22 protein-coding genes are annotated in these 24,161 nt (G+C 66.7%); 14 read left to right on the forward strand and 8 right to left on the reverse strand.

Annotation, left to right across the window (positions count from 1 at the left end; translation table 11 throughout):
* Nucleotides 1-19 precede the first annotated feature (19 nt).
* Complete coding sequence (locus tag F1C58_RS03145) at nt 20-457, reverse strand: metallopeptidase family protein (protein WP_185202569.1); 438 nt, start codon at nt 455-457, stop codon at nt 20-22.
* A gap of 54 nt (nt 458-511) precedes the next feature.
* Between F1C58_RS03145 and F1C58_RS03150 the strand changes: the two genes are divergently transcribed.
* The 3 genes from F1C58_RS03150 to ahcY all read left to right on the forward strand — a co-directional run bounded on the left by F1C58_RS03150 (nt 512) and on the right by ahcY (nt 3,824).
* Nucleotides 512-745 carry a DUF3499 family protein gene (locus F1C58_RS03150; protein ID WP_185202570.1) on the forward strand — a complete coding sequence of 78 codons (234 nt, stop codon included), beginning with the start codon at nt 512-514 and terminating at the stop codon, nt 743-745.
* Between the two features lie 9 nt (nt 746-754).
* A complete protein-coding gene (locus F1C58_RS03155) occupies nt 755-2,173 on the forward strand; it encodes a phosphomannomutase/phosphoglucomutase (protein ID WP_185202571.1) in 1,419 nt (472 codons plus the stop codon).
* Between the two features lie 157 nt (nt 2,174-2,330).
* Nucleotides 2,331-3,824: an adenosylhomocysteinase gene (gene ahcY / locus F1C58_RS03160; RefSeq protein WP_185202572.1), complete on the forward strand. Its 1,494-nt coding sequence runs from the start codon at nt 2,331-2,333 to the stop codon at nt 3,822-3,824.
* Between the two features lie 20 nt (nt 3,825-3,844).
* On the opposite strand, the gene F1C58_RS03165 is transcribed toward ahcY, so the two are convergent.
* Nucleotides 3,845-4,702 (reverse strand): RDD family protein, encoded by an 858-nt coding sequence (locus tag F1C58_RS03165; RefSeq protein WP_255461233.1) that lies wholly within the window; start codon nt 4,700-4,702, stop codon nt 3,845-3,847.
* A gap of 17 nt (nt 4,703-4,719) precedes the next feature.
* Here F1C58_RS03165 and F1C58_RS03170 point away from each other — a divergent pair, with 17 nt between their 5' ends.
* The 3 genes from F1C58_RS03170 to F1C58_RS03180 are packed head-to-tail and all read left to right on the forward strand — an operon-like array spanning nt 4,720 to nt 7,712.
* Complete coding sequence (locus tag F1C58_RS03170; protein WP_185202573.1) at nt 4,720-5,715, forward strand: stage II sporulation protein M; 996 nt, start codon at nt 4,720-4,722, stop codon at nt 5,713-5,715.
* A 48-nt stretch (nt 5,716-5,763) separates the two neighbouring features.
* Complete coding sequence (locus F1C58_RS03175; RefSeq protein WP_185202574.1) at nt 5,764-6,228, forward strand: Fur family transcriptional regulator; 465 nt, start codon at nt 5,764-5,766, stop codon at nt 6,226-6,228.
* A complete protein-coding gene (locus F1C58_RS03180; RefSeq protein WP_185202575.1) occupies nt 6,225-7,712 on the forward strand; it encodes a catalase in 1,488 nt (495 codons plus the stop codon). The genes F1C58_RS03175 and F1C58_RS03180 overlap by 4 nt, the downstream gene beginning before the upstream one ends.
* A 248-nt stretch (nt 7,713-7,960) precedes the next feature.
* Here F1C58_RS03180 and F1C58_RS03185 read toward each other — a convergent pair whose 3' ends face one another.
* From F1C58_RS03185 to F1C58_RS03205, 5 genes are read right to left on the reverse strand one after another with little or no spacing between them, the layout of a single operon-like run.
* Nucleotides 7,961-9,253, reverse strand: a complete 1,293-nt coding sequence (locus tag F1C58_RS03185) for a DUF58 domain-containing protein (protein ID WP_185202576.1) — start codon at nt 9,251-9,253, stop codon at nt 7,961-7,963.
* A gap of 14 nt (nt 9,254-9,267) precedes the next feature.
* Nucleotides 9,268-10,281, reverse strand: coding sequence for a MoxR family ATPase (locus F1C58_RS03190; RefSeq protein ID WP_185202577.1), 1,014 nt, complete (start codon nt 10,279-10,281; stop codon nt 9,268-9,270).
* Nucleotides 10,282-10,310: 29 nt separating this feature from the next.
* Nucleotides 10,311-11,507, reverse strand: a complete 1,197-nt coding sequence (locus F1C58_RS03195; RefSeq protein WP_185202578.1) for a DUF4350 domain-containing protein — start codon at nt 11,505-11,507, stop codon at nt 10,311-10,313.
* Between the two features lie 8 nt (nt 11,508-11,515).
* Complete coding sequence (locus F1C58_RS03200) at nt 11,516-12,181, reverse strand: DUF4129 domain-containing protein (RefSeq protein ID WP_255461234.1); 666 nt, start codon at nt 12,179-12,181, stop codon at nt 11,516-11,518.
* Nucleotides 12,178-13,419, reverse strand: a complete 1,242-nt coding sequence (locus tag F1C58_RS03205; RefSeq protein WP_185202579.1) for a hypothetical protein — start codon at nt 13,417-13,419, stop codon at nt 12,178-12,180. Before F1C58_RS03205 ends, F1C58_RS03200 begins: the two co-directional genes overlap by 4 nt.
* 149 nt (nt 13,420-13,568) lie before the next feature.
* Between F1C58_RS03205 and mtrA the strand changes: the two genes are divergently transcribed.
* The 7 genes from mtrA (at nt 13,569) to F1C58_RS03240 (ending at nt 22,932) form a co-directional block, all read left to right on the forward strand.
* On the forward strand, nt 13,569-14,249 hold the full coding sequence (mtrA, locus tag F1C58_RS03210; protein ID WP_185202580.1) for an MtrAB system response regulator MtrA: 681 nt from the start codon (nt 13,569-13,571) through the stop codon (nt 14,247-14,249).
* A 32-nt stretch (nt 14,250-14,281) separates the two neighbouring features.
* On the forward strand, nt 14,282-15,889 hold the full coding sequence (gene mtrB / locus F1C58_RS03215) for an MtrAB system histidine kinase MtrB (protein ID WP_185202581.1): 1,608 nt from the start codon (nt 14,282-14,284) through the stop codon (nt 15,887-15,889).
* Nucleotides 15,882-17,582: an LpqB family beta-propeller domain-containing protein gene (locus tag F1C58_RS03220; RefSeq protein ID WP_185202582.1), complete on the forward strand. Its 1,701-nt coding sequence runs from the start codon at nt 15,882-15,884 to the stop codon at nt 17,580-17,582. The genes mtrB and F1C58_RS03220 overlap by 8 nt, the downstream gene beginning before the upstream one ends.
* 160 nt (nt 17,583-17,742) lie before the next feature.
* Nucleotides 17,743-18,444: a ComF family protein gene (locus F1C58_RS03225; protein WP_255461235.1), complete on the forward strand. Its 702-nt coding sequence runs from the start codon at nt 17,743-17,745 to the stop codon at nt 18,442-18,444.
* A gap of 123 nt (nt 18,445-18,567) precedes the next feature.
* Nucleotides 18,568-19,263 carry a ribosome hibernation-promoting factor, HPF/YfiA family gene (hpf, locus tag F1C58_RS03230; protein ID WP_185202583.1) on the forward strand — a complete coding sequence of 232 codons (696 nt, stop codon included), beginning with the start codon at nt 18,568-18,570 and terminating at the stop codon, nt 19,261-19,263.
* Between the two features lie 198 nt (nt 19,264-19,461).
* Nucleotides 19,462-22,272 (forward strand): preprotein translocase subunit SecA, encoded by a 2,811-nt coding sequence (gene secA, locus F1C58_RS03235; protein WP_185202584.1) that lies wholly within the window; start codon nt 19,462-19,464, stop codon nt 22,270-22,272.
* Nucleotides 22,273-22,353: 81 nt separating this feature from the next.
* Nucleotides 22,354-22,932 carry a protoporphyrinogen oxidase gene (locus F1C58_RS03240; protein ID WP_185202585.1) on the forward strand — a complete coding sequence of 193 codons (579 nt, stop codon included), beginning with the start codon at nt 22,354-22,356 and terminating at the stop codon, nt 22,930-22,932.
* Nucleotides 22,933-22,946: 14 nt separating this feature from the next.
* Here F1C58_RS03240 and F1C58_RS03245 read toward each other — a convergent pair whose 3' ends face one another.
* Nucleotides 22,947-23,414, reverse strand: a complete 468-nt coding sequence (locus F1C58_RS03245; protein ID WP_219732023.1) for an Rv3235 family protein — start codon at nt 23,412-23,414, stop codon at nt 22,947-22,949.
* Nucleotides 23,415-23,565: 151 nt separating this feature from the next.
* Here F1C58_RS03245 and F1C58_RS03250 point away from each other — a divergent pair, with 151 nt between their 5' ends.
* Nucleotides 23,566-24,159, forward strand: coding sequence for a hypothetical protein (locus F1C58_RS03250; protein WP_185202586.1), 594 nt, complete (start codon nt 23,566-23,568; stop codon nt 24,157-24,159).
* The last annotated feature ends 2 nt before the right edge of the window (nt 24,160-24,161 follow it).

Consider the following 24,161-nt stretch of genomic DNA (forward strand, 5'->3'; position numbering starts at 1 on the left):
GGCGGCCGCGCCGACGGCCCTAGAGGTGGCGGAAACGCTCCGGTGCCAAGTCCCAGGGGTCTTTGCCGAGAAGCTCGGCCACGGCCCTGAAGACACAACTCTCGATGAGCATCCGCCGGTGAATGTCGTCGGTGCGATGCAGCCGGGCTAGGCGTTCGATCGGCAGCCGGAACAGGATCACGCGGTTCTCGGGCACGATCACGCACCAGCGATCGATTCCCCCGGCGGGCGCGATCTTGCTCGGGAGGCCGGCGACTTCGAAGGAGACGCCGGCGAGGTCATCCGGCCACAGGTCTTTGAGATATTCCGCCGTCGCCGACACGGTGAGGTCGAATTGATCGGCGCGGGTGTGCAGCAACGGCAGGTGCGGCCCGGTGACCGCGGAGCGGAGGCCGCGGCCGTGTCGGTCGCGGGATCCGGATCGTCCCGACGGAGTGGCGATGCGGGAGCGGACCATACGTCGATTCTACGCGGCGGGATCCGGGCGGATGCGGCGCTAGGGTGGAGTCAAATGGACGGTCGACCGTGTAGCAAAGTCGCGTGCGCGAATGACGCCGTATCGACTCTCACCTATGTCTACGCCGATTCGATGGCGGTGCTTGGGCCGCTCAGTCGCACCGCGGAGCCGCACAGCTACGATCTCTGCGCGAAGCACTCCGATCGACTCTCGGTGCCGCAGGGCTGGCAGGTCATCCGTCACGTCTCGCTGGGAACGGCAGGCGAGGCGCAACACCGACCCCTGTAAATTGGCAGTATGACTGCCCCCATCGACCTCGCACCGTTCATCAAGGCCTACGACGTGCGAGGCCTCGTCGGGTCGCAGCTCACGCCGGAGGTCGTGACGGCTCTCGGAGCCGCATTCGTGGATGAGATCGACGCTGCGGGCAAGGACGTCGTTGTCGGGCATGACATGCGAGACTCGTCCCCCGGCTTCGCCGCGGCGTTCGCGCTGGGCGTGCAGGCCCGGGGTGGCAACGTGCTCTCGATCGGCTTGTGTTCCACCGACGAGTCGTACTTCGCATCGGGCCACTTCGACGCTCCGGCAGCCATGTTCACCGCAAGCCACAATCCGGCCACCTACAACGGCATCAAACTCAGTCGCGCGGGCGCGCAGGGCATCAGTTTCGACACCGGCCTCAAGGGGATCCGCGACCGCGCGCAGGCCTACCTCGAAGCTTCGGTCGAGCCGGTCGCCGAGCCGGGTACCTTCCGCACGGTTGACGTGATCGCCGACTACGCGGTCTATCTGCGCTCGCTGGTAGACCTCGCCGGCATCCGTCCCATCCGGGTCGTGGTGGACGCCGGCAACGGCATGGGGGGGATGACCGCGCCCGCGGTACTCGGGACCGCTGCCGGGTTGCCGGCATTGCCGATCGAGATCATCCCACTCTATTTCGAACTGGACGGAACCTTCCCCAACCACGAAGCCAATCCCCTGGACCCGAAGAACATCGTGGACCTGCAGAAGGCCGTGGTCGAGCACGGGGCCGACCTGGGGCTCGCTTTCGACGGCGATGCCGACCGCTGTTTCGTCGTGGACGAGAAGGGCGAGGCGGTCACCCCCTCCGCCGTCGCGGCGGTAGTCGCGCTGCGGGAGATCACCCGGGTGCGCACGCTGCAGCCGGAGGGCGACATCTTCGTGCTCCACAACCTCATCACCTCGAACATCGTGGCGGAGACCATCGAGGCGGCCGGTGCGATTCCGGTGCGCACCAAGGTCGGTCATTCGCTCATCAAAGACCAGATGCGTCTCACCGGCGCGATTTTCGGCGGTGAGCATTCCGCGCATTACTACTTCCGCGATTTCTGGGGTGCGGACAACGGCATGCTTGCCGCGATGCATTTCCTGGCCGAGTTCGGCTCGGGGTCGGAACCGGTCTCGGCGATCTCGAAGAGATACACCCCGTACGCGATGAGCGGAGAGGTCAACTCGACAGTCACCGACATTCCGGCCGCCTACGACCGCATCGTGGAGGCCTACACCGGAACGGGCGACTTCGATGAGCTCGACGGGCTGACGGTGACCGGGATGGTCGGTCAAGACGAGCCGTTCTGGTGGTTCAATGTGCGGCCCTCGAACACGGAGCCGTTGCTTCGGCTGAATGTGGAGGCCGGCACGGTGGCGGTGATGGAACGGATCCGCGACGCCGTACTCGCCCTGATCCGCGAATAGTCCCGCCCTTCTTCTCGCATAACTCCTGCAGTCTGCCGATGGAGTGCTCGGCGCACCAACGGGCTGGGGGTTCCATCCGCCGTGGTTGGGAGAATTGCAGGAGTTATGCAGCGGGGATAACAGGAACAGTGCAGGCGCTGTCGCGTAATCTAGGCCCATGACGATCACCGCGCCCAGCAGCACTCCCAGCACAGCTCTCCAGTTCAAGGTCGCCGACCTCTCCCTCGCCGAGTCGGGGCGTCACCAGTTCCGCCTTGCCGAGAACGAGATGCCCGGCCTCATGGCACTGCGGGAGGAATTCGGTGAGTCGAAGCCTCTCGCCGGTGCGCGGATCGCGGGATCGCTTCACATGACCGTGCAGACTGGTGTGCTCATCGAGACCCTCGTCGCGCTCGGGGCGCAGGTGCGCTGGGCGAGCTGCAACATCTTCTCTACCCAGGATGAAGCGGCGGCCGCGATCGCGGTCGGACCGAACGGCACCGTCGAGAACCCTGCCGGGTCGCCGGTATTCGCCTGGAAGGGCGAGACCCTCGAGGACTACTGGTGGTGCACCTCCCAGATCTTCGACTGGAGCGCCGAAGCCGCCGCTGCGGGCGAGAACTGGGCCGGTCCGAACATGATCCTCGACGATGGCGGAGACGCCACGATCCTCGTGCACAAGGGCCGTGAATACGAGCTAGCCGGAGCGGTTCCGGATGCCACCGAGAGCGACACGCACGAATGGCGTGTGATCCTCGACACCCTTCGCGCCTCCCTCGCGTCGTCACGCGACCGGTGGACGAACATCGCCTCCGAGATCATGGGCGTGACCGAGGAGACCACCACCGGTGTCCACCGCCTGTACGAGTTGGCGCGAGCCGGCGAGTTGCAGTTCACGGCCATCAACGTCAACGATTCGGTGACCAAGAGCAAATTCGACAACAAGTACGGCATCCGTCACTCGCTGCCCGATGGCATCAACCGGGCGACCGATGTGCTCATCGGCGGCAAGGTCGTCTTCGTCGCGGGCTATGGGGATGTCGGAAAGGGCGCCGCCGAAGCGCTCAAGGGTCAGGGTGCTCGCGTGATCGTGAGCGAGATCGACCCGATCAACGCGCTTCAGGCCGCGATGGACGGCTTCCAGGTGACGACCATCGAAGATGTCGTCGGCGACGTCGACATCTTCGTCACGGGCACCGGCAACGAGAACGTGCTCACCGTCGAACACATGCTCGGGATGAAGCACCTCGCCATCGTCGCGAACGTGGGCCACTTCGACAACGAGATCGACATCGCCGGGCTGGAGAAGCTCGCCGGTACCGAGAAGATCGAGATCAAGCCGCAGGTTCACGAATGGCGGCTGCCCACCGGTCGCAGCATCCTCGTGCTGTCCGAAGGTCGGCTGATGAACCTCGGTAACGCCACCGGGCACCCCTCGTTCGTGATGAGCAACTCCTTCACCAACCAGGTGCTCGCGCAGATCGAGCTGTACGTGCGGGGCGAGAACTATCCGCTCGGCGTTTACGTGCTTCCGAAGCACCTGGACGAGAAGGTGGCCCGTCTTCACCTCGATGCGCTCGGTGTGAAACTCACTGTGCTGTCGGACCAGCAGGCGGCGTACATCGGCGTTCCCGTCGACGGACCGTACAAGGTCGACCACTACCGGTACTAGGGGCCGAGGCTGAACCTTCCCTAGCGCTCCGGGAAGCCGTGCGGCAGACCCTCGAGGGCGGGGCGCACGTGCTCGAGGCGCTGAGCCTCGAGCGTCAGGCCGGTGAACTCGCGGTCGCGGCGCAGAGCGGATACCGCGGCGAGGAAGAGTTCCGCGTCCGCCTGCGGGAGTGGCGAGACGAAGACGGATGCCTCGGTGGCGAGCGAGCGGGAGAGGCGGGCGCGCGCGTCCGGGGTCAGTCTCGGTGCCTGGCGCAGGAATTGGGCGATGCGGCGGGAGAGGCCGTCGGGCAGGCGCGCGACGTCGGCTGTCGTGGCCCAGCCGAGCAGTTCGACCGGCACCCCGAAGACCGGGGGAGTGACCTTGGAGACCCTCTCGTTCTGGCTGTAGGTGCCGGCAAGAAGGTCGCCGATGCGCTTGGTGCGACCGTTCAGCAGTGCGGTGATCGACGCGATGCCCCCGAAGGTGGAGAACACCTCCAGCACGCCGGTGAGCGCGCGGATGAAGGCGTGGCGCAGGCCGATCGATCCGCCGTCATCCCGCACGATCCGTGCACCGACCGCGAGCTTGCCGAGGGATTTGCCCTGGGTGAGGGTCTCCACGGCGGTCGGGGCGATGACGAGGCAGAACACGAGGGCCGTGACGGTGACCGCCGCGGCGCTCGCCTCGTCGAGGAATCCGCGGAAAAAAGGCGAAGACACGGCGAGCAGGATGAGCAACCAGAGGCCGAAGTAGACGGCGAAATCGATGATCGCGCCGGCGGCGCGCAACACGAAGCTCGTGGGCCTGAGGTCGAGGCTGACGGCCTCGCCGGTCATGAGCTCCAGCTCGTCCGAGCCGTCCGGAAGCCCCGCGCTGTCCTGCGTCGCCGTCGCCATGTCTAGTATCTAAACAGATGGATCTCGATGCCTACTCCGCCGCGCACCGCGATGAGTGGGACGAGCTTGCCCGGCTCGGCGCCAAGAGACGGTTCACCGGCAGCGAAGCCGACGAGCTGATCGAGCGGTACCAGTCCGGCGCCAGTCAGCTCTCCGCGATAAAGACCACCGCGGGGCAGTCGGTGCAGGGTGACCGCCTGTCGCTGTCGCTGTCGCGGGCGAGGCTGCGATTCACCGGCGCGGGCAGCAACGTGTTGAGCCAGCTGCCCACGTTCTTCGGGGCGCAGCTTCCCGCGGCGCTGTACCGCATCCGCTGGACCAGCCTGATCGTCGCCCTGGCAACGGCGGCGATCGCCCTGCTCTACGGGTACTGGGCGCTCACCACCCCCGGCGTGCTCTCCCACTTCGGCACCGAGGAGTTCCGCAAGCAGTTCGTGGAGCAGGACTTCGTGAACTACTACTCGAACCACTCCCCGTCGTCGTTCACCGGGCAGGTCTGGACGAACAACGCGTGGCTCGCCGCCCAGTGCATCGCCTACGGCATCGTCGGGGTCTACTCGCCCTATCTCCTGTTCTCGAATGCGCAGAACATCGGGCTGTCCGGTGCCCTCATGGCGTCCCACGACCGGCTCGACATCTTCTTCCTCTACATCGCGCCGCACGGACAGCTCGAGCTGTACTCGATCTTCGTCGCGGGGGCGGCCGGGATGACGATCTTCTGGGCCTGGATCGCGCCCGGTGCCCGCACCCGGGGGCAGGCGCTCGCCGAGGAGGGACGCGCCCTTTTCGCCGTGGCCATCGGCCTGGTCCTCTCCCTGCTCGTCTCCGGCATCATCGAGGGCTTCGTCACCCGCCAGGACTGGCCCTGGGCGATCAAGATCGGTATCGGCACCGTGGCGCTCGGGTCGTTCCTGTTCTACCAGTGGGTCATCGGCCGCCGTGCCGTGCGCGCGGGCGAGACCGGCGATCTCGACGAGTTCGAGGCGGGATCCCGCAGAATCGTCGCGGCCTGAGCGCATCGTAATTTTGAGTGGTTCACGATTAGTGGCACACTGGAAGTGATGGATGTCGAGCTGGGGACCGCGCTTCGAGCCGCAGGGCTGCGCGTGACGCCGGGTCGTCTCGCCGTGCTCGAAGCGCTCGCGGAGCATCCGCACTCCACGGCGGAGAGGCTGAGGGTGGCCTCTGGCGCCGGTCTCTCCATCCAGTCCGTGCACAACGTGCTCGCCGACCTGACCGCCGCCCGGATGATCCGTCGCATCGAGTCGGCCGGATCCGCCGCCCTCTACGAGCGCCGGATCGGAGACAACCATCATCATGTCGTCTGCACGACCTGCGGCGCGGTTGCCGATGTCGACTGTGCTCACGGTTCGGCTCCCTGCCTCACTCCGATCGACACCAACGGCTTCGCGATCGCCACAGCCGAAGTGACCTTCTGGGGGCAGTGCGCCTCCTGCCAGGAATTGACGCTCCCCGCGCTCCCCATGACTTCTCTACTGCCAACGATTAAGGAGATAGACCAGTGACAGAACCGACTACCACCCAGTCCGGAACGCCGGTCGAGAGCGACGAGTATTCGCTCACCACCGGGCCCGACGGGGTCACCGCTCTGCACGACCGTTACCTGGTCGAGAAGCTGGCCTCGTTCAACCGGGAGCGCGTGCCGGAGCGCAACCCCCACGCGAAGGGCGGCGGCGCTTTCGGTGAGTTCGTGGTCACCGAGGACGTGTCGATGTACACCCGTGCCGCAGTCTTCCAGCCGGGCGCCAAGAGCGAGGTGCTGCAGCGCAACTCCTCCGTCGCCGGCGAGCAGGGATCCCCCGACACTTGGCGCGATGTGCGCGGCTATGCTCTCCGTTTCTACACGACCGAGGGCAACTACGACATCGTCGGCAACAACACGCCAGTGTTCTTCATTCGCGACGCGATGAAGTTCCCCGACTTCATCCACTCCCAGAAGCGCCTCGGTGGTTCCGGACTGCGCGATGCAGACATGCAGTGGGATTTCTGGACGCTGTCGCCGGAGTCGGCCCACCAGGTCACCTATTTGATGGGCGACCGCGGACTCTCCCGTTCATGGCGCGAGCTCAACGGCTATGGATCGCACACCTACCAGTGGATCAATGCCGAGGGCGAGCGATTCTGGGTGCAGTACCACTTCAAGTCCCGCCAGGGTGTGCACAACATCACCGCGGAGGAAGCCGAGAAGATCGCCGGCGCCGATGCTGACTACTACCGCCGCGACCTCCACGAGGCGATCGAGCGCGGCGACTTCCCGACCTGGGACGTCTTTGTGCAGATCATGCCCTACGAGGAGGCGAAGACCTATCGGTTCAACCCCTTCGACATCACGAAGGTCTGGCCGCACTCCGACTACCCGCTCATCCCGGTGGGCCACTACACGCTGAACCGCAACCCGGAGAATTTCTTCGCCCAGATCGAGCAGGCCGCATTCTCGCCCTCGAACCTCGTGCCCGGCATCGACATCAGCCCGGACAAGATGCTCATGGCACGCGTCTTCTCGTACCCGGATGCCCAGCGCGCCCGCGTCGGCACCAACTACAACCAGCTCCCCGTGAACCAGCCGCACGCCGCCGAAGTGCACAACTACGAGCACGAGGGACACATGCGTTACGAGTTCAGCGATGCGACGGCGCGCACCTACGTGCCGAACTCCTACGGTGGGCCGGTCGCCGATCCGGCCAAGGCCGGAGTCGGCGGCTGGGACACCGACGGAGAGCTGATCCGTGCGGCGCAGACCCTGCACTCGGAGGACGACGACTTCGGCCAGGCGGGCACGCTGTACCGCCAGGTGTTCGATGACGCCTCGAAGGAGCGTCTCGTCGGCACCCTGGTCGGTCAGTACAACTCGTTGACCGTCGACCGTATCAAGGAGCGATTCCTCTGGTACTGGACGAGCGTCGATGCGGGCCTCGGAGACACGCTCCGCTCCGAACTCGGAATCGTTGCGCCGGACTCCTCCCACCAGCCGGTGAACGTCGGGAGCTAGCGCAGCAGCCCCTCACGACGAGACGCCCGGCCCTCGCGGACCGGGCGTCTCGTCGTGTGCTGTGCGCCCCGAACATCCGCGCCCTCCTCAACCGCTCCCTGCTCAACGCAAAACGCAGGACATCCGCCACTAAATCGTCACTTATGCCAGGACAGCGGGTTTTTCGTGGCGAATGTCCTGCGTTTTCGGAGATGGGGAGGGTCTCGGGATGCTTGCTGGAGCTCGCTGCTCGACGGGGGGGGGGGGGGTTACAGCCGCCCGGCGGCTTTCAAGGCGATGTAGCGGTCAGCGAGGGTAGGCGGCAGGTCCGCGGGGGCGCCGGTGACGACATCCGCTCCGAGCTGCCGGATGGCTGCCGATACGCGGGTGGTGTCGAGCATGGAACGTTCGGCTGCTGCCGCGCGATAGACCTCGTCCCGGTCGCCGCGCTCCACCGAGGCCGAGAGCACGGAGGGGTCGGTCACGGAAGACACGACGACGGTGTGTTTGCGCGTGAGCTGGGGCAGCATCCCGAGCAGTCCGCGCGATCCGCCGCCCGCGTCGATCGACGTCATCAGCACGACGAGTGCATGCTGACTCGTCACCGATCGCACGAGCGAGGGCACCGCCGACCAGTCCATCTCGATGAGTTCCGGGTCGATCGGGGCCATCACGTCGACCATGCGTGAGAGCAACTCTGGCCCACTCGCCCCCTGGATCCTGCCGCGCACTCGACGGTCGAAGACCACGACATCGACCCGGTCACCCGCCCGGGTGGCGAGCGCCGCGAGCAGCAGTGACGACTCGAATGCCGTGTCGATGCGGGGCTCGTTAGCGATGCGGGCGGCGGAGGTGCGTCCGCTGTCGATCACGATCACGACGCGACGATCCCGTTCCGGGCGCCAGGTGCGCACGACCAGGTCGCTGCGCCGTGCGGTCGCGCGCCAGTCGATCGAGCGCACGTCGTCGCCGCGCACGTATTCCCGCAGGCTGTCGAACTCGGTGCCCTGCCCCCGGATCATCACACTGGTTCGACCGTCCAGCTCGCGCAGGCGGGCGAGGCGGGAAGGCAGGTGCTTGCGGGAGTTGAAGGGCGGGAGCACCCTGATCGCGCCGGGCAGCTCGATCGTCGCCTGGCGGGCAAGCAGTCCAAGGGGCCCGAACGACCGCACGGTCACCTGCGCGGCACGGCGTTCGCCCCGACGGAACGGGGTGAGGGATGTCTCGATCCGTCGTCGCTCGCCGGCCGGGAGCGCCAGACGGGCCCGCGTCGGTGCCGCGCCGGCGGAGGGTTGCCAGCCGTCGCGCACGATGCCGCGCACGGTTCGTCGACCCGCGTTCGTGAGCAGCAGGGCGGATGCCACGGTCTCGCCGAGTCGCACCCGCTCGGGCAGTTCCCGCTCGAGCCGGAGCTGGCGGGGAGAGCCGGCGAGCAGCAGGTCGAGCGCCCCGACGAGCGCAGCGAAGAGCAGCCAGAGGCCGAGCCAGTCGGGCTGGTCGAAGACGACGATCGGCACGATCCCGAGCGCGACGAGCAGAACGAATCGTCCGGACCACGCCATCAGAGGGCTCGCATCTAGATCGGCACCTGCACCTGGCTGAGGATCGCGCGCAGGATGGAATCCGACGCGACCCCTTCGAGCTCGGCCTCCGGTCGAAGCTGGATGCGGTGCCTCCACACCGGAAGCACCATCGCCTGCACGTGGTCGGGAGTGATCGAGTCGAATCCGTTGAGCCACGCCCACGCCTTGGCGGCAGCGAGCAGCGCGGTGGTGCCGCGCGGGCTCACCCCGAGCTTCACGCTCGGGCTCTGGCGGGTGCCCCGCGCCAGGTCGACGATGTAGGCGAGCAGATCGGGGGATGCCCGCACCCGACCGACCTCCACTTGCGCGGCGGCCAGCTGCGCGGCATCCAGCACCGCGGTGACGCCGGCGGCTTGGAGGTTGCGGGGATTGAAGCCCGCGGCACTGCGGGTGAGCACCTCGACCTCGTCGGCGCGCTCGGGGATCTCGAGCACGAGCTTGAGCAGAAAGCGATCCAGCTGAGCTTCCGGCAGCGTGTAGGTGCCCTCGTACTCGATCGGGTTCTGGGTGGCGGCCACGATGAACGGCACCGGCAGCGGACGGGTCTCGCCATCCACGCTCACCTGGCGTTCCTCCATCGCCTCGAGGAGTGCGGATTGTGTCTTCGGCGGAGTGCGGTTGATCTCGTCCGCCAGCAGGATGTTGGTGAACACGGGTCCGGCACGGAAGTCGAACTCTCCACTGCGCGCGTCGTAGACCAGCGAACCCGTGACGTCTCCCGGCATGAGGTCCGGCGTGAACTGCACACGCTTCGTCTCGAGCTGCAGTGCCCGACTCAGGGTGCGAACGAGGAGCGTCTTCGCGACGCCCGGAACACCTTCGAGCAACACGTGACCGCCGGCCAGCAGCGCGATGATGAGCCCGGTGACCGCTCCATCCTGCCCGACGACCGCCTTGCCGACCTCTACCCGCACCCGGGCGAATTGCTCCCGGAGCGCGGGGGATCCGGCCGCGGTGTCGGTCGCGGACAAATCGGGGGACGATGCGGCCAGGTCGGTCTCGGTCATTCGTTCATTCTCCATGGTGTCGGTCGGGGTCAGGACGGGCGGATGTCGCGGGCGACGGTGCGTTCGAGATCGAGCAGCTCATCGGAGAGCCGCACCAGCTCGCGGTCGTTTCGAGGCTCCGCGGTGAGGAGGAGGCCGCTGATTTCTGCGGGGTCCCTGGCGGTGACGCGCGCGACCGCCGCAATCACGTCGTCCACCGTCGCGAGACGCGGCAACCCGCACAGGATGGCCAGTCGAGAGACCGAACCGATGCGCAGTGAGTCGAGCGCCCGCAGGCGAGCCGCGCCCTTCTGGTAGAGCCGCGCGCGGCCCTCCATCGTCTCGCTCGCCCGCACGACGACCGGAAGGTTCTCGACCACGAGCGGGCCGAGGCGTCGTCCGCGCCAGAATGCCGCGGCGATCGCGACGACGACCAGCAGGGCGGACACCCCGCCGACCCAGGCCGGAGTGAGCTGGGCGATGCTCGGGCCGCTGATCGAGGAGTCGTCGATCGTGGGCAGATACCAGACCAGTCGGTCACTCTGCCCGAGCAGGCTGAGCGCGAGCGCCGCGTTGCCGCGTTCGGAGACATGCTCGTTGTCGAAAGCGTCCGTCGTGCCGACCACGGTGATGTGCCGGCCGTCCCGCACGATGTCCACGACGGAGAAGGTGCGCTTTCCGCTCGCGAAGCACGCGGTCGTCTCTGCGGCGGGATCCAGCACGCGGAACCCGGATCCGGCACCGCTCACCCGACCGGCCGCGCGGGCCGCGGGAAGGTCGCAGCCCGCGGCGAGGGAGCTGCGGCTGACGATGCCGGCGAGACCGACTTCCGGGGCCAGTGCCGAGACCTGCGCGTAGGTGGGCGACAGCACCACGAAACGCTGCGCAAGCGCCGCGAGGGTCCGCAGCTGGGCTTTGTCGAGATTGCCGTCCGGGTCGAAGAGAAACAGCGTCGAGCCGGCGGAGCGACGGAGGGCGGACTTTGCGCCGGAGAGAGTGGCGGGCACCGACACATCCACCCCCTGCTGGCGCAGCACCTCCGCGATGGCTTTGCTGCCCGCGGGTGCTGCATTGGTCGCCGAGAAGGGCACTCCTCCGCTCGAGGCGCCGGTGGCGGCGAGAGCGATCACCGCGATCAGGATGAGGAAGACCGCCGCGACGATCCAGAACAAAGACCTGCGCGTCGCCACGCGGATGGTCGGCGTGACGGTGGTTGCCGTCGCAGTTGCCGTCGCAGTTGCCGTCACTGTCGCCGTCACCGTGCGCCCACTGTCGATTGCTCCGCCGGGCGCACCGATCGCAGGTCCTTCTCCAGCCTCGCCGCCTCGCCGTAGGCCGACTCCGTGCCCTCCCGGCCGAGGTAGCGCACGTCGTCGAAGGCGGATGCTGCGGTCGTGAGCCGCTCGGAGTATCCGGGAAGCACGACCCCGGCTCGCACGGCGAAATCCCGCGCGGTGGTGCCGGGGGAGACCGTGACGAGGGTGCGTTCGGCCAGCCCCCGGGCTATCGAGCGGAAGATCTCCTCGATGGCGAGAACCCAGTCCGAGCGGCCTGCGGCGTCTTCGGCGGCGCGGCGCATCGCGGCGGCGTCCCTGGCGTCGTCGTCGCCGAACAGGATGCCGCTCGCCGCGCTGCGTCGGTTGAGCCTCGGGGCCCCGAAGATGAAGAAGGCGGCGACGAGAGCGGCGACGATCACGATCAGCGCGAGGATCAGGATCGGCCCCTGCACGCCGGCTCCGCTGTCGATCCTGAGCGACTGCAGCCAGTCGAGGAACGCCTTCGAGGCACGGTCGAACCAGGTGGGCTGCGCGGCCCGGTATTCGGGTTTCGACAGTTCCTGGATCACCCAGCGCTGTGCTTCCGCGGAATCCGGATCCACCGGCACGTCCGCGGGGACCCCCGCGAGAGACGTGAAGATCACGCCCACGGAGACTCGTCGGGCACCGGCTGGCTCGCGACCGGCGCGCCGTGAAGAAGGGGGTCCGGCACAGCGGCATCCGTCTGCTTCGCCTCGACGTAGCGCACCAGCTCCAGGTCGAGACCCTCCTTGCGGATGCGCAGGTCGAGGTAGAGCAGCCCCGTGGTGGCCGATTGCACCACCGAGGTGATCGATTGGAACACGACCGCGACCACGATGACGAGCAACGAGAGGACCGCGACGAGCACGACAGTCCCGGTGCCGTTCTGACCCTGCGGGTCGATGAGGCCGGTGGCGATCGGGGCGATGAAGTTGATCGGGAAGGTCACCACCTGGCTCACGATCCCCACGATCACGGCGACAAGCGCGGAGATCCCGAAGGTGCGCCAGAAATACCCCTCGGTGAGGGACCAGGAGCGCGCGACGGCATTGCGGACGGTCATCCGCTCGATCATCAACGCGCTCGGGACGAGAGCGAGTTTCGTGCTCAACCACACGTAGACCACGGCGAGGCCGAAGAAGGCCAAGATGCCGATGATCACCGCCGCGACGATGCCTCCGTTCCCGAGGCTCACGACGAGAAAGACGATGATCACGACGATGATGCCGATCACGACCGTCGAGGCCAGAACGAGCAGGGCGGCCCAGCCGATGAGCGCCCCGATGCGACCGCGGGCCCTCTTCCACAGTGATCCGAGAGAGAGCTTCTCGCCGACGGCGCCGCGCGAGACTTCGAGCACGATGATGCCCTGGAGCACGGCTGCGGCGACGACCGCAAGCAGGCCGGGGATGATGGACGCCACGACGATGAGACCGGTCGCTCCGGCCGTGATCTGGTCCGCATTCTGGCTGCTGCTCGAGTCGATCCGGGAGAGCGCCCCGAAGGTGACCCCCGCCACCACGAGGATCAATAGGAGGTAGACGCTGCCCTGAATGAGGAGGGCCGCGCCGAAGGTCGCCTTGGGGTTGCGGCGCAGCACCCGGAATGAGGCGCCGAGGATGGTGCCGAGGTCGAGGGGCCGCAAGGGGATCAGCCCGGGTTTCGGCGGAGGTGTCCAGCCGGGCTGGGCCCCGCTGCCATACCCGGTGCTGTAGCCGTATCCTGGGCCGTTCGGGGCGCCGGCGTTCTGCCCGCGGAACCGGGGGTCCGGCGGGGCGATCGGCGGCACGGGTGGAGCGGGCGTTGGCGATGCCCCCGGGCTCGCCCACTGTTGTTCGTTGGTGCCGTGTCCGTCGGTCACAGGTGATCCCCTCGTCTCGCCAATGCTCTCAGTTTGCGGGCATCCGGCGGCCTCTGCAGCCCATGCGATTATGCTTTCACACTCCACTACTCTTATGCGAAAGCATCTGAGTCTGTCTCAGACCCGAACCGCACCATGAAGACCGGAATATGACCGCACGAATTCTCGTAGTCGATGACGACACCGCCCTGGCGGAAATGATCGGAATCGTGCTGCGCTCCGAAGGCTTCGAGCCTTCCTTCTGCGGCGACGGCAGCCTCGCGCTCGCCGCGTTCCGCGAGAGCAAGCCCGACCTCGTGCTTCTCGACCTCATGCTTCCCGGCAAGGACGGCATCGAGGTCTGCGCGGAGATCCGCACCGAGTCCGGAGTGCCGATCATCATGCTGACCGCGAAGTCGGATTCGACGGATGTCGTGCGCGGGCTGGAGAGCGGAGCCGACGATTACGTCGTCAAGCCCTTCAACCCCAAGGAGCTGGTGGCTCGCATCCGCACCCGCCTCCGTCCCACGCCGACGGCATCGACCAGCGTGTTGCAGGTGGGTGACCTGCAGCTGGATGTCGCGGGGCACGAAGTGAAACGCGGCGCCTCGAAGATCAACCTCACGCCTCTCGAATTCGAGCTGCTGCTCGCCCTCGCCCTCAAGCCGCAGCAGGTCTTCACCCGGGAGATGCTGCTCGAGCAGGTGTGGGGCTACCACTACAAAGCCGACACCCGCCTCGTCAACGTGCACGTGCAGCGACTGCGCGCAAAGGTGGAGGAAGACCCGGACAACCCCCGCATCGTCATGACCGTTCGGGGCGTCGGCTATCGCGCGGGCTCCAGCAACTGACATCAGCGGTGTGTCATGACGATCTGTGATTCGTGAATAGCCTCGACTGGCGCTCCTACCTCAATCGCCTCGTGCGGTTCTGGCGGGTCTCTCTGCAGTTCCGCACCGTGGCGATCACGGTGCTGCTGTCGGGACTGGCCGTCATCGTGATCGGCGGATTCATCTCCGTGAGCATCTCCAACAACCTGTTCGCGTCCCGCAGCGTGCAGGTGCAGGAGGAGGCGCGCACCATCCACAATCAGGCCCAGAGCACCTTCGACGCCGCACAGCCGACCGACGACCAGGCGCCGACGGTCGAGCTGGACAACGTGGCGAACTCCGTGACGGACAAGATCCTGCCCTCGACGACGTCGCCGGGCAGCACCAAGTTCGCCATCAAACGAACCCCGGGGCAGGCGGAGACCCCGCAGAACATGCAGCCCCTGTCCTCCACCAACTTCCCGGACGGCGTCGTCACCGACTCGCTCCGTGCGCGGGTGATCAAGGATGTCACGCACGTGCAATACCAGTCGGCGACGCTTCCGAATGGGGCACCCGGGCTCGTCGTCGGGTCACAGATCAGGGTGCCGGCGGCCGGCAGCTACGAGCTCTACCTGGTCTACGACCTCTCGTCGGTGCAGACCACTCTCGGGTACGTGCAGCGAACCCTCGCCCTCGGCGGTCTCGCGCTCGTCCTGCTCATCGGCGCGGTGACCTACACGGTGGTGCGACTGGTCGTCGGCCCGATCAGGCTCGCCGCAGAAACCAGTGAGAAGCTGGCCGCCGGTCAATTGGAGCAGCGCATTCCGGAGAAGGGGGACGACGTGATCGCCACCCTCGCGCGTTCGTTCAACGGCATGGCCGACAGCCTCCAGAAGCAGATCACCCAACTGGCCGAGCTGTCACGACTGCAGCAGCGCTTCGTCTCCGATGTCTCCCACGAACTGCGAACGCCCCTCACGACCATCCGTCTCGCCGGGGATGTTCTCTACGACCACCGCGAAGACTTCGCCCCCGCGACAGCTCGCACGGCCGAGCTTCTGCACACTCAGGTGCAACGCTTCGAGGTGCTTCTCGCCGACCTGCTCGAGGTGAGCCGGTATGACGCCGGCGCTGTGGAGCTCGAGCTGGAGCCGACCAACCTCGTGCTCCTGGTGGAGGATGCCGTCGACGGCATGCAACCGCTCGCCGAACAGCGCGGATCATCGCTGCGTCTGGTCGCGCCGGGTGGGTATTTCGAGGCGGAGATCGACGCTCGCCGCATCCGTCGCGTGCTGCGCAATCTGCTCGGCAATGCGGTGGAGCACGGCGAGGGCAACCCCATCGTGGTGATGGTGGACAGCAATGCCACGGCGATCGCGCTCACGGTGCGTGACTACGGCATCGGAATGAAGCCGGCGGATGTCTCGCGGGTCTTCGACCGGTTCTGGCGGGCGGATCCGTCTCGCCAGCGCACGATCGGTGGCACGGGCCTCGGCCTGGCCATCTCGCTCGAAGATGCGACTCTGCACGACGGCACGCTCGAAGTCTGGTCAGAGCTCGGTGTCGGCACCTGCTTCCGCCTCACCCTTCCACGGGAGCGCGGGCTGGCGATCGTCTCCTCTCCGCTCGAATTGCCACCGGACGACGCCATCCATCTCGAGGAGGTGCAGGGTGCCTGAGCGTCGCGGTCGATGGCCCCGTCCCGCGCTGCTCGCCACTCTGCTTGCGGCATCCATGCTTGCGCTGAGCGCCTGCGTGAGCATCCCCGATTCTGGCCCGGTGAATGCCGGGTTGTCGCTGAGCGAGGACAACAGCGGGTCGAATGTCGCCTTCAACCCGGAGGGGCCCGAGCGCGGCGCGACCCAGCAGGGCATCCTCAAGGGCTTCATCGCCTCGTTCACCTCGGCTACCGGCGGATATGCCATCTCCAAGCAGTTTTTATCGCAGGCGTTCTCGACGAAGTGGGATCCGCGGCAGAGCGTGCTGGTGCGCTCTGGCGCGCCGCAGATCAGCCCGGTCGACGACACGAAACTGAGCTATTCCTTCGATACCACGGGCACCGTCGACGGCTCGGGCGCCTACTCGCAGAGCAGCCAGTCCTTCACGCTGCCCTTCAGTTTCGTCAAGGAAGGCGGCCAGTGGCGCATCAGCGCGGCACCGGATGGCATCGTGCTCGCGGACCAGACTTTCGAGCGCATCTTCCGCCAGTACCCGGTGTACTTCTTCGCGCCCGACAACCAGTATCTCGTTCCCGACATCCGCTGGTACCCGAGCGGCACGGCATCCACGCGCATCGTGACCGCATTGCTCGCGGGTCCGCCGGACTGGCTCAAGGGGGCGGCATTCTCGCGGTTCCCCGACGGCACCAAGCTCTCCGACGCCAGCAGCGTGGTGACCCAGGTGGAGGGGGTTGCCGAAGTGGACCTCTCGAAAGAGGCCCTCGAGGCCAGCGCGCGCGATCGCCAGTACATGTACCTGCAGCTCACCGAGAGCCTGCGGTCGGTGCCGAGCATCTCGCAGGTGAGTCTGTCGATCCAGGGGACGCCGGTGCAGATCGACGATCTCGGTGCGGCGGCGCCGCAGGTCGACATGTCCGTCGACAGCCAGGCTCTGGTGTTGCGCAAGAACGAGTTCGGGTTCTACGCCAACAACCGCGTGGCCGACTTGGCCGGCATCAGCTCGAAGGTCATCGCTCTCACACCGAAGGATGCCACCCTGTCGTCGGACCAGCAGGAGGTCGCTGTGCTCGGCAGCGCGGGGGTCTCGCTCGTGCGCAAGAGCGGCGCCCCCGTCTTGATCGATCCGCGACCCGACCTCATCGCCCCTTCGCTCGACGAGGACGGGTACCTCTGGTCGGTTCCCGCGAGCGCACCCAACTCGATCATCGTCTTCGACTCGAACGGCACTCAGCACAGCATCTCGGCCAAATTGCAGGACGGATCGCAGATGGTCTCCCTCGAGGTCTCCCGCGAGGGCGCGCGAGTGGTGATGCTCCTGTCGACGCCGACCGGCCCGCGGCTCATGGTGGCAGCGATCCTGCGCAACGAGAAGCTGGAGCCCACCGGACTGGGTCCCGCCATCGTGGACGTCTCCCTCGGTAACGGGGTGGCCGTGGACGCGACGTGGGTCGACCAGTGGACAGTCGCGACGCTCATCACCGCCGATGGCGAGTCTCGAGTAGAGCTGTTCGCTATCGGCGGGCAGAAGACCGCCCTCAGTTCGCTGATCCCCTCTCGACAGATCGTGGGCGGAAACAAGGGCAAAGACGGCCTCCGGGTGGTCGGTCGGGACGACTCGGCCATCTACACCTGGGGTGGCAGCAGTTGGCAGTCCTCCAAAGTGCCCGTGGACTTCGTCGCCACGCAGCGTTAGTTCCCTGACTCTCGTCCTCCGGTCTCTCGTCCTCCTGTCTCTCGTCCTCCGGCCTCTCGTCCTTCTGGCTCTCGTCCTCCCCAGGGCTTGCGCTCCTCACCGAGCCCGCGGATAGATCGACGGAGCCCACCACGGGCGGTGAGCACGCAAGACTCGTTCCATGTCATTCGCCCCGGAGCCCTCGTCTGAGCAGGAGCCGGCCACGATGGCGAGTAGGTTGCGGGAGGCGGCCCTCGATGCGCTCGCGGTGCTGCTGCCCGTGTCGTGTGCCGGTTGCGGCGGCGAGGACCGTGCGCTCTGCGCGGCCTGCCGCAGTCAGCTCGCCCCACGGCCATTCCTCCGGTCGCTCGACGACGGCACTCCAGTGTGGTCGGCTCTCGCCTACGACGGAGTGGTTCGCCGGGTCATCCTCGGTTTCAAGGAGCAGGGCAGAACGGATGTCGCGAGGGCGCTGGGAGTGGCACTCGGCGGTGCGGTCGATCGCGCCGTCGCGTGGGACCCCGGCGAGCTGGAGCTCGCGGTGCCTCCCACGAGGCGAGCCTCGTTTCGCCGTCGGGGCTACGACCCGGTGCCCGTGCTCGCCCGCGCGACGGGGCTGCCCCGCCCGGTGCGGGCGCTCGGAAACCTGCACCACCGTGCGAGCCAGAAGACCCTCGACCGGGATCAGCGAGCAGTGAACCTCGCGGGATCGATGATCGCATCCCGAGGTCTCGAAGGCCGACGATTTCTCGTGCTCGACGACGTGCTGACCACCGGCGCAACCCTCGCCGAGGCCACTCGCGCGCTGCGCGCCGGCGGTGCCGAGGTGGTGGCGGCGGCGGTCCTCGCGGCAACTCCCCGACATTCGCTGGGTTTGTCATAAGAGCTTCAGATAAGCAGTGACAGCGATGCATGGCGAGGGCTACGGTGGGGAAAAGAGGCGCGGAATTATCGCCTGGTTCCACTGGGCGTCGTGCCGTCAAGTCAATAGGAACTGGGGAGCGCCATGGAAATTTCCATCAACGGTCGCAACGTAGGGATCACGGATCGATTTCGGTCATACGCAACCGAAAAGGCCGAGAAGATCTCCCACCTCGCAGATAAGGCCCTCGCTTTCGAAGTCAAGGTGAGTCGACACAACGAGAAGAACGGCTCGAGTGGCGACGATCGGGTCGAACTCACCCTCATCGGACCGGGACCGCTCGTGCGGGCGGAGTCCAATGGGTCCGACAAGTACGTGGCTCTCGATCTCGCGCTGGACAAGCTCGTCGAGCGACTGCGACGGGCCAAGGACCGGCACAAGGTGCACCGCGGACAGCACCGGCCGACCTCGCTTCGAGAGGCGACCGCCGGAGGATTCAGTGGCACCGATGTGCGACCGGCCGATGCCGCCGTGATGGAGAAGGTGCGCACCGGTTCCGTCTCCGTGATCGAAGACCCGGATGCGGAAGCCGAGGAGGAGGCCTGGAGCCCGGTGGTCATCCGCAAGAAGGTGTTCGCCCAGGTGCCGATGACCGTGGACGATGCGCTCTACTTCATGGAGCTCGTTGGTCACGACTTCTATCTGTTCATGGATGCCGAGACCGACCGGCCGAGTGTCGTCTACCGACGGAAGGGCTGGGACTACGGGGTCATCGGTCTGGACGATTCCTCCGCCGAGTTGCAGGAGGCATCGGCCGCTTCGCGCAAGAAGCGCGGCTGACCGCGGAGTCCGTTCAGACCGTGGGGTCACCGCTGTCGCGGTGGCCCCACTTCTGGGTCGCCGCACAGCGGGCTCACAGTACGCGCGGATCCGACCGACAGCTATGCCACCGGCTAGTCTTGTTACTATTACGAACTGGTCACAGGCGCCGCTCCGCGGTGCTGTCGTGGCGTATCCCACATTCATCTGGAGTTAGCAGTGGCCAACGTTCTCGAAAAGGTCCTCCGTGTCGGCGAGGGTCGAGTGCTTCGACGGTTGGAGCGATACGCGCAAGCGGTCAACCACCTGGAAGACGACTTCAGTGCCCTCAGTGACGAGGATCTGAAGAACGAGACCGTGGAGTTCCGCGAGCGCTATTCCAACGGCGAGTCGCTCGAGGATCTGCTGCCGGAAGCGTTCGCCGCCGTGCGCGAAGCCGCCAAGCGCACCCTCGGCATGCGCCACTTCGACGTGCAGCTCATGGGTGGCGCGGCACTTCATCTCGGCAACATCGCGGAGATGAAGACCGGCGAGGGCAAGACCCTCGTGGCGACTCTCGCCGCCTACCTCAACGCCATCCCGTCCCGCGGCGTCCACGTGATCACGGTCAACGACTACCTCGCCAGCTACCAGTCCGAGCTCATGGGTCGCATCTTCCGCGCGCTCGGGATGACCACCGGCGTCATCCTGTCCGGCCAGACGCCGCAGGAGCGGGCAGAGCAGTACTCCGCAGACATCACCTACGGCACGAACAACGAGTTCGGATTCGACTACCTGCGAGACAACATGGCCTGGCAGGCCAGCGACATGGTGCAGCGCGGTCACAACTACGCGATCGTCGACGAGGTGGACTCCATCCTCATCGACGAGGCCCGCACGCCGCTCATCATCTCGGGCCCGGCGTCCGGCGAGGCCAACCGCTGGTTCGCGGAGTTCGCAAACCTCGCCACCAAGCTGGTTCCGGAGGTGGACTACGAGGTCGACGAGAAGAAGCGCACCGTCGGCGTGCTCGAGCCCGGCATCGAGAAGGTCGAGGACTACCTCGGCATCGACAACCTGTACGAGTCGGCGAACACCCCGCTCATCTCCTTCCTCAACAACTCGATCAAGGCCTCGGCCCTGTTCAAGAAGGACAAGGACTACGTCGTGATGAACGGCGAGGTGCTGATCGTGGATGAGCACACCGGCCGCATCCTGATGGGACGTCGCTACAACGAGGGCATCCACCAGGCGATCGAGGCCAAGGAGGGCGTCGAGGTCAAGGCCGAGAACCAGACCCTCGCGACCGTCACGCTGCAGAACTACTTCCGCCTCTACAAGAAGCTCTCCGGCATGACCGGAACGGCCGAGACCGAAGCCGCAGAGTTCATGGCCACCTACAAGCTCGGTGTGGTTTCCATCCCCACCAACAAACCGATGCAGCGTATGGACAAGTCGGACCTCGTCTACAAGAACGAGGAGGCCAAGTTCGGTCAGGTCGTCGAAGACATCGTTCTTCGCCACGACAAGGGCCAGCCCGTGCTCGTGGGCACGACGAGCGTCGAGAAGAGCGAATACCTCTCGAAGCTGCTCGCCAAGCGCGGTGTCAAGCACGAGGTGCTCAACGCCAAGAACCACGCTCGCGAAGCCGCCATCGTCGCCCAGGCCGGACGCCTGGGCTCCGTCACGGTGGCCACGAACATGGCAGGCCGAGGCACCGACGTCATGCTCGGAGGCAACGCGGAGTTCCTCGCCGTCGCCGAGATGAACCAGCGCGGTCTCAGCCCGGTCGACACTCCGGAGGAGTACGAGAAGGAGTGGGACACGGTCTTCGACCGGGTCAAGAGCGTCGTGCAGGAGGAAGCCGAAAAGGTCGTCGCCGCCGGAGGGCTCTATGTTCTCGGCACCGAGCGCCATGAGTCGCGTCGCATCGACAACCAGCTTCGGGGACGCTCGGGTCGCCAGGGCGACCCGGGTGAGAGCCGTTTCTACCTCTCGCTCACCGACGACCTGATGCGACTGTTCAATTCCGCCGCCGCCGAGTCCCTCATGGGTCGCGGCAGCGTTCCGGATGACCTCGCCATCGAGTCGAAGGTGGTCAGCCGTGCCATCCGCAGCGCTCAGAGCCAGGTCGAGTCGCGCAACGCGGAGATCCGCAAGAACGTGCTCAAGTACGACGACGTGCTCAACCGTCAGCGCGAAGCGATCTACGGGGACCGCCGGCACATTCTCGAAGGCGACGATCTGCAGGACCGCACCTCCAAGTTCCTCGAAGATGTGATCACCGAGGTCGTCGATGTGCACACCTCCGACGGGCACGCCGACGATTGGGACTTCGAAGCGCTCTGGACCGAGCTCGGCACGCTCTACCCGGTGTCGATCACCATCGATGAGCTGCTCAGTGAGGCCGGATCGCGAAACCGCGTAACCACCGCCTTCCTCACCGAGGAGATCCTCTCGGATGCCCGGGTGCAGTACGCCGCCCGCACGACCGCACTCGGCGAACCAGCGATGCGCGAGCTGGAGCGTCGGGTCGTGCTCTCCGTGATCGACCGTCGCTGGCGCGATCACCTCTACGAGATGGACTACCTCAAGGACGGCATCGGCCTGCGGGCGATGGCCCAGCGCGATCCCCTCGTGGAGTACCAGCGTGAGGGTTTCGCCCTGTATCAGAGCATGATGGGCCAGATCCGCGAGGAATCCGTCGGATTCCTGTTCAACCTCGAGGTCGAAGTGACCGGTGGCGAGGCCACCGCTGCTGTTCCGACCGTCGCGGCTAAGGGTCTTACCGGAAACGCCGCCCCGGCCGAACGCCTGAGCTATTCCGCGCCGGATGCCGACAACCAGGGAGAGGTGGAGGTGCGCAATGCGCGCGGCCAGCTCGATCGGGCGTCGACGGCCAAGGCGCAGGAAGCACAGGATGCGGCGGGCGCCGGTTCGGCCTTCGGTAAGGCTGCTACCGCCGAGGGCCAGCGCGGCGCATTCGGTCAGGGTGGCGCCGCTCCGGCGAACCGAGCCGAGCGACGTGCGCAGGACAAGCGAAAGGGCTGATCCTCCCGCTCCTCGTCAGACCACCGATCCGGTGAGCGTCAACCCCCTCGCGCTTCCCGCTGCACTCAATAGGCTGGTCTCATGAGATCCAAGTTCCTGCTCGTCATCGGGCTCGCTGTCGGTTATGTCCTCGGAGCCCGTGCGGGCCGTGAACGCTACGAGCAGATCAAACGGGCGAGCCAGCGACTGTGGCAGAGCCCCGGTGTTCGCAAGACCCGCACCGAGGTCGAGGAGTATGCACGCCAGCAGGCCCCGGTAGTGCGCGCGAAGGCCGAGTCGATCGCCAAAGCTACCCCCGCTGCCGTCGCCGACGGCGCGCGTGCCACGGCGGATGCCGCCCGGGTAGTCGCGGACCGCACCGCAACGGTCGCCACCGACATCGCCGAGCGTGTCTCCAGTGTGGCGAAAGACGTCGCCGGCAAGACGACCACGATGTCGCGCGATGTTGCCGACCGCACCACCGGGATGGCGAAGGATGTCGCGGATCGCACCACCGAGACCGCCGAGGAGTTTCGGGAGCGCGTCTCGAACACGGCAGCCGAGCTGCGCGAACGCGGCGAGGAAGCGCGCGATCGTGTCGTGGTCAAGGCAAGCGAATCCCGCGACGATGCCCTCGCCGAACTCGACGACGACGACGATGACGAGAATTCCGACCGCTAGGCCGGCAGACTTTTCTACAGCACGTTGATGGCGGTCGCGCGCCAGCGGCTGTCGAGGCCTTCGAGCCGGAACGCCACGGCTCGCGTGCGGGCGCGCCCGTGCACGATGACCACGGCTTCGACCACCCCGTCGCGGGGTTCGCACACCGAGGTCGAGCCGACGGAGAAGGTGGGGCGACGCACGACCTGCCCGGTGGCCTGACGGGCACGTGCCGACAACACGACCCGCTTGAGCAGATGACGATAGACGTCGTCGGTGACCCACCGGGAGATCTGCTCCAGCTCGCGCGCTCCGGCCAGGATCTCGATGACGCACCGGGTGAGGTTCTCCAGCAGCGGCTGGGGGTCGGGCAGGGTGGCTCGCGTCGCGGGTTGCGAGCCGAAGAATTCATCCGGTTGGAACGGCGACCGGATGACTTTGCTCGGCAGCGCTTCGAACGGCGCGGGATGTGCCCGGTGCTGTGCTGGAAGTGCATCGCTCATGTGCGGTTCCCACGGGTGAGGGTGAAGAACGGGTCTACCCCCGTATTGGGGTGAGCACACTAAAGCAGTTGCGGGGGCATGCTGTCCATGCCCCAACGCGGGGGTGTGGATAACCTGCTCGATCGGGATGCCCAGCCGCTAGCGTCGCGTCATGCGCTGGGACAACCTGTTCGACGATCTCGAGGGCCAGCTCGAGCAGGAGCTCGGTGCGGAGGAGATCGACCTGCGTGCCGAAGAGGAGCGGTTGCGTCTCGGCCGTCTCAGCCTGCGTGAGCGCCTTCAGGCGCTGAGTCTGGGCGAGGACCGCGAGCCGGTGCGGGTGTGCCTCACCAACGGGGTCACACTCGGGCTGTCCCCGCGTACCTTCGGCCGCGACTGGGTCTCGGGTGACGTGATCGACGCGTCGTCCCGCCACGCCCAGTTCATCCTGCCGCTCGACGCGATCGCCGGCCTCAGGCTCAGCCGTGCTCAGGTGGCCGCCAGCCTCGAGGATTGCGCCAGCCCGGAGAGCGGACGCGGGTTGTCCGGCCGGCTCGGCCTCGCTTTCGTGCTGCGCGACCTGTGCCGGCGCCGGCAGGCCGTCGAACTCGTCGTTCAGGAGGGGATCGTCACCGGCACGATCGATCGGGTCGGAAGAGACCATCTGGACCTCGCGGTGCACGAGCTGGGCACGGCGCGGCGGGAGCGCCTCGTGAGTCACTATCAGGTCGTGCCGTTTTCGCGGATGTTGCTCCTGAGGCTGTAATC

It is taken from the genome of Glaciihabitans sp. INWT7 (assembly GCF_014217685.1).
GTDB lineage: Bacteria > Actinomycetota > Actinomycetes > Actinomycetales > Microbacteriaceae > Lacisediminihabitans.

Coding starts and splice junctions, on each gene's coding strand:
- F1C58_RS03145 (WP_185202569.1), bottom strand. CDS start 457: ATGGTCCGCTCCCGCATCGCCACTCCGTCGGGACGATCCGGATCCCGC.
- F1C58_RS03150 (WP_185202570.1), top strand. CDS start 512: ATGGACGGTCGACCGTGTAGCAAAGTCGCGTGCGCGAATGACGCCGTA.
- F1C58_RS03155 (WP_185202571.1), top strand. CDS start 755: ATGACTGCCCCCATCGACCTCGCACCGTTCATCAAGGCCTACGACGTG.
- ahcY (WP_185202572.1), top strand. CDS start 2,331: ATGACGATCACCGCGCCCAGCAGCACTCCCAGCACAGCTCTCCAGTTC.
- F1C58_RS03165 (WP_255461233.1), bottom strand. CDS start 4,702: ATGGCGACGGCGACGCAGGACAGCGCGGGGCTTCCGGACGGCTCGGAC.
- F1C58_RS03170 (WP_185202573.1), top strand. CDS start 4,720: ATGGATCTCGATGCCTACTCCGCCGCGCACCGCGATGAGTGGGACGAG.
- F1C58_RS03175 (WP_185202574.1), top strand. CDS start 5,764: ATGGATGTCGAGCTGGGGACCGCGCTTCGAGCCGCAGGGCTGCGCGTG.
- F1C58_RS03185 (WP_185202576.1), bottom strand. CDS start 9,253: ATGGCGTGGTCCGGACGATTCGTTCTGCTCGTCGCGCTCGGGATCGTG.
- F1C58_RS03190 (WP_185202577.1), bottom strand. CDS start 10,281: ATGACCGAGACCGACCTGGCCGCATCGTCCCCCGATTTGTCCGCGACC.
- mtrA (WP_185202580.1), top strand. CDS start 13,569: ATGACCGCACGAATTCTCGTAGTCGATGACGACACCGCCCTGGCGGAA.
- F1C58_RS03225 (WP_255461235.1), top strand. CDS start 17,743: ATGTCATTCGCCCCGGAGCCCTCGTCTGAGCAGGAGCCGGCCACGATG.
- hpf (WP_185202583.1), top strand. CDS start 18,568: ATGGAAATTTCCATCAACGGTCGCAACGTAGGGATCACGGATCGATTT.
- F1C58_RS03240 (WP_185202585.1), top strand. CDS start 22,354: ATGAGATCCAAGTTCCTGCTCGTCATCGGGCTCGCTGTCGGTTATGTC.
- F1C58_RS03245 (WP_219732023.1), bottom strand. CDS start 23,414: ATGAGCGATGCACTTCCAGCACAGCACCGGGCACATCCCGCGCCGTTC.
- F1C58_RS03250 (WP_185202586.1), top strand. CDS start 23,566: ATGCGCTGGGACAACCTGTTCGACGATCTCGAGGGCCAGCTCGAGCAG.